This is a genomic window from Streptomyces sp. KR80, from assembly GCF_052245555.1.
Lineage (GTDB): Bacteria > Actinomycetota > Actinomycetes > Streptomycetales > Streptomycetaceae > Streptomyces.
This window is the reverse complement of the sequence record NZ_JBQQCD010000011.1, coordinates 56,505-69,235: the sequence shown is the minus strand read 5'-3', so window position 1 is coordinate 69,235 and position 12,731 is coordinate 56,505. Positions and strand designations below refer to the sequence as shown.

Genomic DNA, 12,731 nt, shown 5'->3' with positions numbered 1-12,731 from the left:
GCAGTGGGGAAACCGGCGGGATGCCGGGACGAGCCGGATCAGAGGAGATGGCGGTGGACACGATCGCGGATCATGAGGGCAGCCCGCTTGTCGGGGAGATCGAGCTCGGCGTGGAAGCGGAAGCCCGCGCCCAGGAAGGCGGCCACGGAAGGGGTGTTGCGCAGATCGGGCTCGGCGATGACCCGGGTACACCGGGGGCGGTTGTCCAGGACCAGGTCGGACACGGTGCGCAGGAGCGAGGTGCCCACTCCGCGGCCGCGGTCGCCGATGGCGCCGATGAGCAGATGGAGGCCCGTGTCATGGGGTCGCGCGGGATAGTGGCGGGCGATGGAGTCGAGATCGGCGCGATAGAGCTCCCAATAGCTCATCGGGGTGCTGTTCAGGACTCCGAGGCAGGGCACGCGCCGGCCGTCGCCCTCGAGTTGGGCACGTAGGTGGGCGGCGGCGATCTCGTCGGGGCCTGCGAGTTCCCAGAAGGCAGCCACCGCGGGGTCGTTCATCCAGCGTGCGATGAGCGGGAGATCCCGGGGGATGCGCACGGGTACGAGCTGGAAGGATCCGCCCGACGGCGTCGTGCCGGGTCCCCACTGGGCGATGCCGTCGAGCAGGTCGGGTTCGGTCGCTTGGTGGGGCGTCGGCTTCTCGGACGAGGTGTCCGTGCGAGCAAGGAGGGCGCATTCCCGGGCGATCAGCGTGGTCAGCTCGTCCGGCAGCGGCAGATCGAGGGTGTCGTCGGAGGTGGAGCCGGCACTGGATTCGGGGGACGGCACGGCGGCGGTCTCCTCTCGACGCTGGGATGCATCCCGCGGATCTGGTCAGTCCCATGGGTTCGGATAGTCCTCTGATCTCGGTCCCCACTGTTGAGGGGCGGCTCGGGGTCATGCCGCTCAGGCGACCAGTGGGTTGGGAACGGTGACGTACACAGACTGGGTTTCCACCGGCCCGACGAGCTCGTCGAGTCCGTGCAGGCGGGTGAGGAGGTTGGCCTTGCAGCGAAGGGTGGACGACTCGAGGAGCAGCTCGGGCAGCGGCGAGCCGAGCTTGGCCTCTCCCGAGGCGGCTTCGCGCAGGAAGCGTCGGAACGCCGCGATGAGGACACGCTCGTCGGCGAGACGCTGAGCTCCGAAGGCCCCGATCAGGCCGAGCACGTTGTTGATGCCGAGGTAGTAGGCGAAGCGCTCGTCGGTGACGTCGTCGGCGACGAAGGTGTCGCTCTCGGTCCCGATACCGGGCAGTCTCCGGTCGAGCTCCGCCCGGTGGGACTCGCGGAAGTAGTAGCCCTGGTTGTCGCGGTATCGGCCGCCCGCAGGCCAGCCGTCGGCGTCCAGCAGGACGAGCGTGTTCTGCTGGTGGGCCTCGAGTGCAATCCCGGCTTCACCGTCGAGCCACAGCACCGGCCGGACTACGGCCTCGAGGTAGCGCAGGAACCACTCGGTGGAGACGGCGCCCGAGGTACGGCCGGTGGATGCTGCCAGCCTGCCCACGACGTCGGCGAGCCGGGAGCGCATCACCGGGGTGCCGACGGAGTCGCTTCCGGGATAGGGGCGCGGCGAGGTGAGTCCGGCGATGCACACGGCGTCGTCACCCGGACCGAAGGGGTTGTGCCGGATGACGACGTCCAGACCAGGGGCCGGGCGCTCGTCCACTCCGGAGACGGCGAGCCAAGCCGGGTCGCGGACGATGTCGAAGCCGGGGTGCGCGGTCTGCCACTGGTCGGCCAGGCCGGTGCGCAGCAGGCGGTGGACCTCAACACCGCGGTGCAGCTCTTTGCGGAGGTTCTCCCTGCGCGAGTTGGTGATCCTCAGTCCCAGGGAGAGCTTGAGCATGGCGGCCGCGCCGGGCCGGTGCACGGTGCGTACGGAGGAGGTCGGGTGCCAGGGCTGGCCATGGGCCCCCAGATAGTGCAGCAGCCCCGCGTCGAGGAGGTCGGCGACTACGGGGCGGTGCAGGACGTCGCGGGCCTGCCAGGGGTGGAGGGGCAACGGCACAGTGCCGTGGGGCAGTTCGAGACCACCGGCTGCCAGGTCGGTCACGAGCTGCCCGGCGGTCACCGGGCGGCCGTGCTCGGTCCAGGCCGAGTCGGTGGTCAGGATGGCCGGGTCGACGGCCATCCAGTGCAGGGGGAAGCAGCCGCGCAGTTCCGGCGAGTAGGCGCGGAGTTCCGAGTCAGAGAGCCCTTCGCGGCTCTTGGGAGTGGGGTGGAGCGGATGACCGAGAACGAGCGACTGCTCGGCGTCGAGGAAGAGATCACCGGTGGCCGGTGGGGCGGGGCGGCTCCGTCGGTCGCGGATGAACTCGGCGGTACGGCGTACGGAATCGGCGACGCGGCCGACCAGGTCCGCTCCCTCTGCGCCGCCGATGGGGCCGGCGCCACGTCCGCCCTCCCGGCTGAGCAGAGCTGCGAGGGTGACGGCGTCCACGGCCGGTGCATCCGTGGGGGCGTTCTCCAGGGCGGGGCTGCCGAACCGGTGCCAGCCGGTGGCCGACCAGTAGCGGACGGGGACCCGGAGCGCGGTGCCACTGGCGCCGAGGGGGATGCGCAGCCAGTCACCGTTCGGCTGCGGCATGCCGTGCTCTCTCGCCCAGCAGCGCAGCAGATTCTCCACGGCCGCCGCATCTGCCGCCGCTCGGGGATCGGGGTGGTCCAGCGGGTCGGGGGCGACAGGGCCGGGGTCGGCGGGGCGGGCCTGCTGTGGCACGGTGTGCTCGACGGTGGCCACGGGGGTCGTGCGGCCGGTGCGTGCGGTCATGGTCTCGTCGGCGCGCTGATCCCGGCGGTGAGGCCGCGGAGGAGGCGCCTTCCTCCTTCGTCTATGGGCTGGGCGTGGGGTGCCTGGAGCGGCCGCCGGGCTCCCGGAACCTGTGCTCGTGATCCCGGTGCGGCCGGCCGGGCGGGGCACCGGGGTGCCACCGGACTGTGGTCACCGGTGGGTGCCGGCAGCCGGCCGGGGCAGGCGAGGCCTGCCGCCGTCCCGGGAGTCTCTGCGCCCCGCGGTGCGACCGGCGGTGACGATGGCGTCGCTCAGGCGGTCGAGCACGGCCTCCGCCTGCTCGTCGGTGATGGTGAGCGGCGGGAGGAGCCGGACCACACTGGAATGACGGCCGCCGAGTTCGACGATCAACCCGCGCTGCAGGCACTCCTGCTGAACCGCCGAGGCGAGGCCCGGGGCGGCCGGTCGCCCCGAGCTGTCCGCGTCACCCTCCGCCTCCTCATCGACCAGCTCCACGCCGATCATGAGCCCCTTGCCGCGTACGTCCCCGATGCACGGCTGGTGCGCGGCGAGTTCACGCAGTCGCTGAAGCATGAGACCGCCGATGGTCGCGGCCCGCGCGGCGAGTCCATACTCCCGTACGTACGCCAGGGTGGCCGTGCCTGCGGCCATGGCGAGCTGATTGCCGCGGAAGGTGCCGGCATGGGCGCCGGGCTCCCAGGTGTCCAGATCGTCCCGATAGACCACGACCGCCAAGGGGAGGCTTCCCCCGACGGCTTTGGACAGCACCATCACATCGGGCACGATCCCGCTGTGCTCGACCGCCCAGAAGGCGCCGGTCCGACCGACGCCGGTCTGCACCTCGTCAGCGATCAGCGGAATGCCGCGAGCGGCGGTGAGCTGACGCATCCGGCGCAGCCAGCTGTCGGGGGCCGGGATCACGCCGCCCTCTCCCTGAACGGGTTCGAGGATCATTCCCGCAGGGGCCCCCACCCCGCCTTTCGGGTCACCCAACAGGTTCTCCGCCCAGTGGGCGCAGAGCTCCGCGCCCTGCTCGCCGCCGACCCCGAAGGGGCAGCGGTAGTGGTACGGATACGGCAGCCGTGCCACCCGCGGGTCGTCGGCGCCGCCCGATGCCTCGAGTGCCCCGACGGTCATTCCGTGGTGTGCGCCGGAGAAGGCGAGCAGCCCGGTGCGTCCGGTCGCGGTCCGGACCAGTTTGAGCGCCGCTTCCACTGCGTCCGTGCCGGCCGGGCCGCAGAACTGCACCCGCGCCCGGCGGGCGAGTTCGCGGGGCAGGGTGCGGAACAGCTCTGTGATGAAGGCGTCTTTGACGGGTGTGGCCAGATCGAGGACGTGCAGCGGCGCCCCGGAGTCGAGGACCGACCGGATGGCCTCCAAAACCACGGGGTGGTTGTGTCCCAGGGCCAACGCCCCTGCTCCGGAAAGGCAGTCGAGATAGCGCTGCCCGTCGGCGCCCTCGATCGTCATCCCCCTGGCTCTCACCGGCACGATGGGCAGCGACCGCGCATAGGTGCGGGCCGCCGACTCTCGGAGCGACTGCCGCCGCAGGATGCCGTCCTGTACGGCATCGATCGCAGGTTCGGAGGAGGCCACCTGGGGGCACGCCCTCTGACTTCGCCGGGGGGACCCCCACCCTGGGGGCACGCCCCCTGGCTTCGCTGGGGGAGTACCCCCAGGGGGAGGTGGCTGGGTCACGGCCACGTTTCGTCGATCCTCCCGCTGAACGCTTCTGCGCTGTCCCGCGTACGTACCAACGACGCCGCGAGCGGCGGATCACGGGCAAGCGGAAGATCGTTGGCCGACGGACGGGCGGGAGCCGCCGAGCTGGGGGCACGCCCCCTGGCTTCGGCCGGGGGGGGACCCCACCCGGCGTTAGCTGGGGGAGGAACCACGGACACGCCCGTGACCGTCCCCAACGTCACCGGCATAGTGGGGCCCCGCGCCTCTCGTCGGGCCACATGACCAGTCCATCGCCGACGCGACCAGATCAGGGGGAGTCCCACCCATGCCAGCCATACGCCCGCCCTCCCCCGGACTTCGGCATGGGGGCCTCCACCGCCACCTCCCCCTGGGGGCGCAGCGCGCCCGCGGCATCGGATCGACCCTTGCCGCAGCCGCGTTGGCGGCCGTGCTCGCGGTGACCGCGACCGCGTGCGGCCCGGAGGGCAACGGTGCGCTGGACCAGCCGGGTGCCTCCGCGGGGCGGCAGGGCCCGGGCGACATCGCGCTGCCCGACCTCGAGGACCGTCTGAAGGAGCTGGGCCTCGACCTGGACAAGTGGAAGAACGGCGAGTGGAAGGACTGGAGCAAGGACGACTGGCTTCGTGAGGCCGGGGACTTCGTCAACCCGATCATCCAGGACTTGTGGAAGCCGGAGCGGATGCAGGAGGCGGAGGATCCGCAGAAGACCGTTCCCGCAGATGTCTCGGATGACCAGGGCGTGACGGATCCCGAGCCGCAGCCGGTCCGGGCCCAGCCGGTCCAGACGCCGTACCACGAGAACGCCGCTCCCGTCGGCAAGGTCTTCTTCGACGGCCCCAAGGGTGCGATGGTCTGTTCCGCCACGGTCGTGAAAGACCCGGCCAACCCGGGCAGGTCCAACATGGTCTGGACGGCCGGGCACTGTGTGCACGCGGGCAGGAACGGCGGCTGGTACCGCAATATCGCCTTCGTCCCGTCCTTCAATGACAACGGCCTTCCGGCCGAACAGGTGAACAGCGCACCACGCGAGGAGCTCGCGCCCTACGGCGTCTGGTGGGCCGACTGGGCTTCCACCTCCCAGCAGTGGATCTCCGAGGGCTCGGCCTCGGGCGGCGGCGGCGCTCCGCACGACTACGCGGTGCTGCATGTGAAGCCGGAGGAGGGCCGGGAGGGCAAGTCGCTGGAGGAGACCGTCGGGGCGGCACTCCCGGTGGAGTTCAACGCCCCGCCCGTGCAGAGCATCCAGAGCATCCGGGCCATCGGTTACCCGGCGGCCCAGCCGTTCAGCGGCGTGTCCATGCACCAGTGCGTCGACAGGCCGGGCCGCCTCTCGGTGTCCTCGTCACAGCCGACGATGTACCGCATCGGCTGCACCATGACCGGGGGCTCCTCGGGCGGTGGCTGGTTCGCCGCCGGCGCCGACGGCCGCCCGGCGCTGGTGTCCAACACCTCCATCGGCCCGGTCACGGCCACCTGGTTGGCCGGTCCGCACCTGGGACGGGAGGCACAGAACATGTTCGACGCGGTCAGTAGGAAGTTCGCGGGCCGGTAGCCCGCCCGTGGGCGCAACGCTGCAGAAGGCCCGTTCCCAACACGCACACGATGGGAACGGGCCTTCTGCACCGTGCGTCCGCCGACGCGACAGCCGGCTCCAGGCCAGCGGTCAGTGGCGGCCCACCGGTGCGTACGGCTGCAGCTCGGCGGCCAGCTCTTCGTGGACCCGCGCCTTGAGCAGGGTGCCTTCCGGGGTGTGTTCCTCGGAGATCACCTCGCCGTCGGCGTGCGCCCGCGAGACCAGCTGACCCTGCGTGTACGGCACCAGTGCCTCGACCTCGACCTGCGGGCGCGGCAGCTCCGCGTCGATCAGTGCCACCAGCTTGTTAATGCCCTGGCCCGTGCGGGCCGACACCGCGAGCGCGCGCTTCTCGATGCGCATCAGCCGCTGGAGCACCAGCGGGTCGGCGGCGTCCGCCTTGTTGATCACCACGATCTCGGGCAGATCGACCGCACCCACATCGCGGATCACTTCCCGTACGGCGGCCAGCTGCTCCTCCGGCGTCGGATGGGCTCCGTCCACCACGTGCAGGATCAGGTCGGCGTCGGCGACCTCCTCCATCGTGGAGCGGAATGCCTCCACGAGGTGATGCGGCAGGTGCCGTACGAACCCGACGGTGTCGGCGAGGGTGTAGAGCCGCCCGCTGGGCGTCTCCGCGCGCCGTACGGTCGGGTCGAGCGTGGCGAACAGCGCGTTCTCCACCAGCACACCGGCGCCGGTCAGCCGGTTGAGCAGGGAGGACTTACCCGCGTTGGTGTACCCGACGATGGCGACGGAGGGCACCTTATTGCGCCGGCGCTCCTGCCGCTTGATGTCCCGGCCGGTCTTCATCGCCGCGATCTCCCGGCGCATCTTCGCCATCTTCTCGCGGATCCGCCGCCGGTCCGTCTCGATCTTGGTCTCACCGGGGCCGCGGGTGGCCATGCCGCCACCCGAAGAGCCGGAGCCACCGCCACCCATCTGCCGGGACAGCGACTGACCCCAGCCGCGCAGCCGCGGCAGCATGTACTGCATCTGCGCGAGCGAGACCTGCGCCTTGCCCTCTCGGGACTTGGCGTGCTGGGCGAAGATGTCGAGGATCAGGGCGGTGCGGTCGACCACCTTGACCTTGACCACATCCTCGAGGTGGATCAGCTGGCCAGGTGTGAGCTCGCCGTCGCAGACGACGGTGTCCGCCCCGGTCTCGAGCACGATGTCACGCAGCTCCTGGGCCTTGCCCGAGCCGATATACGTGGCCGGGTCGGGCTTGTCGCGCCGCTGGATCACCCCGTCGAGCACCAGTGCACCGGCCGTCTCGGCCAGCGCGGCCAGCTCGGCGAGGGAGTTCTCCGCGTCCTCGACGGTGCCGGCGGTCCAGACGCCGACGAGCACCACGCGCTCCAGGCGCAGCTGCCGGTACTCGACCTCGGTGACATCCTCGAGCTCGGTCGACAGGCCCGTGATCCGGCGCAGCGCCGCGCGATCGGAGCGATCGAACTGATCGCCGTCGCGTTCCTCGTCGATCTCTAGGCTCCAGGCGACGTCCTCTTCCATCAGGGCGTCGGCCCGGAGGCTTGTCGAGAAGCGCTGGGCGTCCTGGGAAGGCGATGAAGAGGAGGTCATTTGATCCTTTACGTCGATGCTGGGGACACCTCAGGGGGCACGCCCCCTGGCTTCGCCAGGGGAGGTAGCTGGGGGGCTTCGTCGGATACAACGTCCGGAACGTCCGGAGGATTCCCCCCGTCCGGCCTCGCGCCGCCGACCTGGAAATGGTCGCACGGCCGGGCCGGGCCGTCACGCGGGTTTTCCGGGCCCGTGGCCCGTCATCAGCATGGTCGCCGCGTGCGGGGGCCTCGGCGCCCGTCCGGAGCCCTCTCCCGCGCCCTTCCCGCCGCCTGACCCGGGGGCGGCCTTATCGGCCTTCCAGTCCGGGTGTCCCGGCATGGGCGGCGTCTTGGTGTCGTACAGCCACGACCGGAGGAACGCGGTCTGGTCGCGTCCGGACACCTTCGAGGCCAGCGCGATGAAGTCGGCGGTCGAGGCGTTCCCGTCGCGGTGCTTAGTGACCCAGGCGCGTTCCAGCCGCTCGAAGGCCGGCGCCCCGATCCGCTGCCGCAGCGCGTACAGGACCAGCGCGCTCCCGTCGTAGACGACCGGACGGAAGATGCCGGTCTTCTTGCCGGGCTCGGGGACCTTCAGGGCGGCGGGCGGCCCTCCCGCGGCCCGCCAGCTGTCGGAGCGCGCGTAGGCCTGACGCATCCGCTCGTCGAGCGTCACCTTCGCGGCCAAGGGCGACCTGGCCGACTTGGCCGCCTTCGCCATGTACAGCCCCTCGTACCAGGTGGCATGGCCCTCGTTGAGCCAGAGATCGGACCAGGTCGCCGGGCTGACACTGTTGCCGAACCACTGGTGGGCCAGCTCGTGCACCATGATCGACTCGACGGCCCACTCGGGGAACCGGGGATCCGTGAGGAGCCGCCGCTCGAAGAGCGAGAGCGTCTGCGTCTCCAGCTCGAAGCCGGTCCGCGCGTCAGCGATCAGCACGCCGTACGTCTCGAACGGGAACCGGCCGACGTGCCGCTCCATCCAGGAAATGTGCCCAGGAGTCTTGGCGAGCCACTTCGCCAGCCGCTTGCGGTCCGCAGCGGGAACCACGTCCCGGATCGGCAGCCCGCGCGGCCCACTGCGCCGCAGTACCGCGGACCGGCCGATGGAGAGCTGCGCCAGCTCGGTCGCCATGGGGTGGGCTGTGCGGTAGGCCCACGTCGTGGTCCGCCCGCGCTTCTCCCGGGACAGCGGCAGCCCGCTCGCCACGACCGTGAGGTTCTTGGGGGCGGTCACGCGGAAGGTGAAGCGCGCCTTGTCGGAGGGGTGGTCGTTGCAGGGGAAGACGCGGTGCCCGGCGTCCGCCTGGTTGGCCATCGCCAGGCCGTCCTGGGTACGCACCCACCCGCCGTTGCCTTGGGAGTCCGGAGCGCTGGTGTGGGCGACGGTGATCCGCAGGGGGGCGCCGTGCGGGACCGGTTCCGCCGGGGTGACGGCCAGGTCCTCGCGGACCGTCTGGAACCGGGCGGGCTTGCCGTTGACCCGGACGGACCGGACCCTGCCGCGCGCGAAGTCGAGGTTGAACGCCTTGAGCCGCGCGGTGGCACGGGCGTCGATCGCCGTGACGGCCTCGAGCGGCTTGCTGTTGCTGCCGGAGTACGCGAACGCGATGTCGTAGGCCAGGACGTCGTAACCGGGATTCCCCAGGTACGGGAAGAGCCGGTCACCCACCCCGAGCGGAACAGGTGACGGCGCGCCGGCCGCGACGAAGGTGGCCATGGCAGCGGCGGCGAGAGCGGCCCTGCGGAATGGGCGTCGGATCATGACTTACGGCTACCAACGCGGCTGCGACCTCAGCCGGAGGCCCCGCCAAACACACTCGAACGGGCGCTTCCGGCCCCTCTCTCAGTCCCGCTGGTCAAGCCGACGCCTCGAGGCGGCAACTCACCTCAAGTCGCGGCCCTGCCTGAGCTACCTCCCCCAGCTACCTCCCCCGGCGAAGCCAGGGGGCGTGCCCCCAGAGGTGCCCCCAGCGGCGGCGACCGGTCGCTGCGCACGGCTGACGTCGTACACCCCGGGGACCCGCAGCATGGCGCGCATCAAGGCGGGCAGCCCCTCGGCGTCGGGCAGTTGGAGGGTGTACGTGTGGCGGACGCGCTGCTCATGCGGAGGTTCGACGGCGGCGGAGACGATGGCCGCCCCCTTCAGAGCGATCGCCTCGGTGAGGTCAGCGAGCAGCCGCGGCCTCCCGAAAGCCTCGGCGACGAGGGTGACCCGGCAGTCCCCGCCACCGCCGTCGCCACGCCAGAGCACCCTGATCCGGGGCCGGCCGCCCACCTGCATCCGGCCGACGGCGGGGCACTGCGTGCGGTGCACCGTGACGGCGCCACCGCGCACGGCGAACCCGGTGACCGCGTCGGGAGGCACGGGGGTGCAGCATCGGGCGAGCCGTACGGTCACGCCGGGCAGGTCCGGAATGACCGCGGCTGGCGCGGACTGATCCGCTTCCCGAGCGGCCGGCTCGGCGGGGGCGCCGGCGTGCTCCATCGGATGCACCAGGTCGGCAGGGGGCTTCGCCGCATCAGGGTGGGCCGACAGCCAACGGGAGATGGCGATCCGGGCTGCCGGTGTCCGGGCGTACTCGAGCCAGTCCGGGGAAGGTCCGGCGGCGGTCTCCCCCTCCCCCATGAGGAGCTGCAGGGTGTCGCCGTCGGCGAGAACGGTGGCCAGGGACACCAGGCGTCCGTCGACCCGGGCGCCGATGCAGGTGTGCGCCGCCTCCCCGTACAGCACGTACGCGGCGTCCACGCAACTGGCGCCCGCGGGAAGGGCGAACGCGCCGCCGTCGGTGCGGAACACCGTGATCTCCCGGTCCTGGGCGAGGTCGTCGCGGAGCGAGGCCCAGAAGGTGTCGGAGTCGGGAACGGCCTGCTGCCATGCCAGGAGCCGGGACAGCCACCCCGGGCGCGTCGGATCGGCCCGCTCGCCGTCCGCAGCGTCGCCCGCTTCGGTGCCTTCGGAGCCCGGGGCGTACGGGTTGCCCAGGGCGACCACACCAGCCTCCGCCACCCGGTGCATCTGGTGCGTGCGGATGAGGACTTCGGCGACCTCCCCGCCCGGCCGGCGCGCGACCGCGGTGTGCAGCGACTGGTACAGGTTGAACTTGGGGACCGCGATGAAATCCTTGAACTCGGAGATCACCGGGGTGAAACAGGTGTGCAGCTCGCCGAGCACGGCGTAGCAGTCGGCGTCCTCCGCGACGAGCACCAGGATCCGGCCGAAGTCGGTGCCGCCCAGCTCGCCCCGTTTGAGCAGCACCCGGTGGACGGACACGAAGTGCCGCGGCCTGACCAGGACTTCGGCGGCGATGCCCGCCTCCCTCAGGACCGACCGCACCTCCACCGCGATCCCGTCCAGAGGGTCCGGGCGGCTCGCGTGGTCGAGGAGGAGGGCGCGCGTGCGGACGTACTCCTCGGGGTGGAGGACGGCGAAGACGAGGTCCTCCAGTTCGGTCTTGAGCGCTTGGACGCCCAACCGTTCCGCCAGCGGGATCAGCACATCCCGCGTCACCTTGGCGATCCGGATCTGCTTCTCCGGGCGCATGACGCTGAGGGTGCGCATGTTGTGGAGCCGGTCGGCCAGCTTAATGGACATCACGCGGACGTCGTTGCCGGTGGCGACGAGCATCTTGCGGAAGGTCTCGGGCTCGGCCGCGGAGCCGTAGTCGACCTTCTCCAGTTTGGTGACCCCGTCGACGAGGTAGCGGACTTCTTCGCCGAACTCCTCGCCCACTTGATGGAGCGTCACATCAGTGTCCTCGACGGTGTCGTGGAGCAGTGACGCGGTCAGAGTGGTCGTCTCGGCTCCCAACTCGGCCAGGATCAGGGTGACCGCCAAGGGGTGGGTGATGTACGGCTCCCCGCTCTTGCGCAACTGGCCACGGTGGGAGGACTCGGCGAGAAGGTAGGCCCGACGCAAAGGCTCGAGGTCGGCGCCGGGATAGTGAGCGCGATGCACCTTGGCCACATGGTCGATCGCGTCCGGCAGCCGGTCCCGGGGGGTGGGGCCCAGGAGCGCGGCGCGACCGAGTCTGCGCAGGTCGATGCGGGGGCGGCCACGCCTGCGGGCGGGTGAACCAGGGTTGGTGGCCTCTGCGCTCATGGGCACCTCCGGCGGCGTCGACCGGCCGAGGGCTGGTCACCCGGGCCGGTGCCCGACGCCCAGGCCGGTGCTTGATGCTATCGAGCCCATCACGCACCGCTGACCCGCTCTCGCTCAGCGTGAAACGCGTCACCCGTTCGAGCGAGGAATCAGGCGAGGGCGATTGCGATCCACTCGGGGTCGAGCAGGCCTTCGCCCACGATCACGGCAGGGCCGGTCATCTCGACGCGCCCGTCCGGGTGCTCGGAGATCACCAGCCGTCCACCGGGTACGTCCACGGTGTACGTGGCGGGGCGGCCGGTGACGGCCGGGTCCACTCCGTCCCGCCGGGCGGCGGCGACCATGACGGCACAGGCTCCGGTGCCGCAGGAGCGGGTCTCGCCCGAGCCGCGCTCATGGACGCGCATCGCCACGTGGGCGGGGCCGCGGTCGACGACGAACTCGACGTTCCTGCCGTAGGGATAGGCCGAGGCGGGATGCACGGTCGGGGCCGTGAGCAGGTCGCCCGCGTGGGCGAGGTTCTCGACGAAGGCGACGGCGTGCGGATTGCCCATGTCGACGTGCCGGGCGGGCCAACTGCGGTCGCCGACCGCCACCGTGACCTCGCCCTCCGGGAGGAGCGCCGTGCCCATGCCGACGGTGATCTCGCCGCCGCCCGCGACGGAGCCGCTGTGGGGCGCGGTGGGTTTGGCGATGTGGACCCGGCGCACCCCGGCGCGGGTGGCGATCGCCAGATCGCCGGCGCTCACGAGTCCTGCGCGCTGCAGGTAGTGGGCAAAGACGCGGACGCCGTTGCCGCACATCTCGGCGATGCTTCCGTCGCTGTTGCGGTAGTCCATGAACCACTCGGCCTCGGCGGCCATGGCTGCGGCCTCGGGGTGCACCGCGGACCGTACGACACGCAGCAGCCCGTCCCCGCCGATTCCGGCCCGCCGGTCGCACAGCCGCGCCACGGCGGGCGCGGTGAAGTCGAGGGCGTTGTCGAAGTCGGGGACGATCACGAAGTCGTTCTCGGTGCCGTGCCCCTTGAGAAAGGGAATCCGGGAGGTGCTCAC

At 71.4% G+C, this 12,731-nt stretch carries 8 protein-coding genes; 1 reads left to right on the top strand and 7 read right to left on the bottom strand.

From position 1 onward, the window contains the following. Window positions 1-38: 38 nt before the first annotated feature. From ACTWQI_RS17430 to ACTWQI_RS17420, 3 genes are all read right to left on the bottom strand, one after another. Window positions 39-770: a GNAT family N-acetyltransferase gene (locus ACTWQI_RS17430; protein WP_443271433.1), complete on the bottom strand. Its 732-nt coding sequence runs from the start codon at window positions 768-770 to the stop codon at window positions 39-41. A gap of 117 nt (window positions 771-887) precedes the next feature. Further along, a complete protein-coding gene (locus tag ACTWQI_RS17425; RefSeq protein ID WP_443271431.1) occupies window positions 888-2,750 on the bottom strand; it encodes an IucA/IucC family protein in 1,863 nt (620 codons plus the stop codon). A 171-nt stretch (window positions 2,751-2,921) separates the two neighbouring features. Further along, the gene (locus ACTWQI_RS17420; RefSeq protein ID WP_443271429.1) at window positions 2,922-4,328 is read right to left on the bottom strand and encodes a diaminobutyrate--2-oxoglutarate transaminase family protein; all 1,407 of its coding nucleotides are present in this window, start codon (window positions 4,326-4,328) and stop codon (window positions 2,922-2,924) included. Window positions 4,329-4,740: 412 nt separating this feature from the next. Between ACTWQI_RS17420 and ACTWQI_RS17415 the strand changes: the two genes are divergently transcribed. After that, window positions 4,741-5,988 (top strand): trypsin-like serine peptidase, encoded by a 1,248-nt coding sequence (locus tag ACTWQI_RS17415; RefSeq protein WP_443271428.1) that lies wholly within the window; start codon window positions 4,741-4,743, stop codon window positions 5,986-5,988. Between the two features lie 111 nt (window positions 5,989-6,099). Here the strand turns inward: ACTWQI_RS17415 and hflX are convergent, their stop codons facing one another. From hflX to dapF, 4 genes are all read right to left on the bottom strand, one after another. After that, window positions 6,100-7,593, bottom strand: coding sequence for a GTPase HflX (gene hflX, locus ACTWQI_RS17410; RefSeq protein WP_443271427.1), 1,494 nt, complete (start codon window positions 7,591-7,593; stop codon window positions 6,100-6,102). Between the two features lie 171 nt (window positions 7,594-7,764). Beyond that, window positions 7,765-9,339: a M1 family metallopeptidase gene (locus ACTWQI_RS17405; protein ID WP_443271426.1), complete on the bottom strand. Its 1,575-nt coding sequence runs from the start codon at window positions 9,337-9,339 to the stop codon at window positions 7,765-7,767. A 147-nt stretch (window positions 9,340-9,486) separates the two neighbouring features. Beyond that, window positions 9,487-11,676 carry a RelA/SpoT family protein gene (locus tag ACTWQI_RS17400; RefSeq protein ID WP_443271424.1) on the bottom strand — a complete coding sequence of 730 codons (2,190 nt, stop codon included), beginning with the start codon at window positions 11,674-11,676 and terminating at the stop codon, window positions 9,487-9,489. Between the two features lie 149 nt (window positions 11,677-11,825). Beyond that, window positions 11,826-12,731, bottom strand: a complete 906-nt coding sequence (gene dapF / locus ACTWQI_RS17395) for a diaminopimelate epimerase (RefSeq protein ID WP_443271423.1) — start codon at window positions 12,729-12,731, stop codon at window positions 11,826-11,828.

Coding starts and splice junctions, on each gene's coding strand:
- hflX (WP_443271427.1), bottom strand. CDS start 7,593: ATGACCTCCTCTTCATCGCCTTCCCAGGACGCCCAGCGCTTCTCGACA.
- ACTWQI_RS17405 (WP_443271426.1), bottom strand. CDS start 9,339: ATGATCCGACGCCCATTCCGCAGGGCCGCTCTCGCCGCCGCTGCCATG.
- ACTWQI_RS17425 (WP_443271431.1), bottom strand. CDS start 2,750: ATGACCGCACGCACCGGCCGCACGACCCCCGTGGCCACCGTCGAGCAC.
- ACTWQI_RS17400 (WP_443271424.1), bottom strand. CDS start 11,676: ATGAGCGCAGAGGCCACCAACCCTGGTTCACCCGCCCGCAGGCGTGGC.
- ACTWQI_RS17415 (WP_443271428.1), top strand. CDS start 4,741: ATGCCAGCCATACGCCCGCCCTCCCCCGGACTTCGGCATGGGGGCCTC.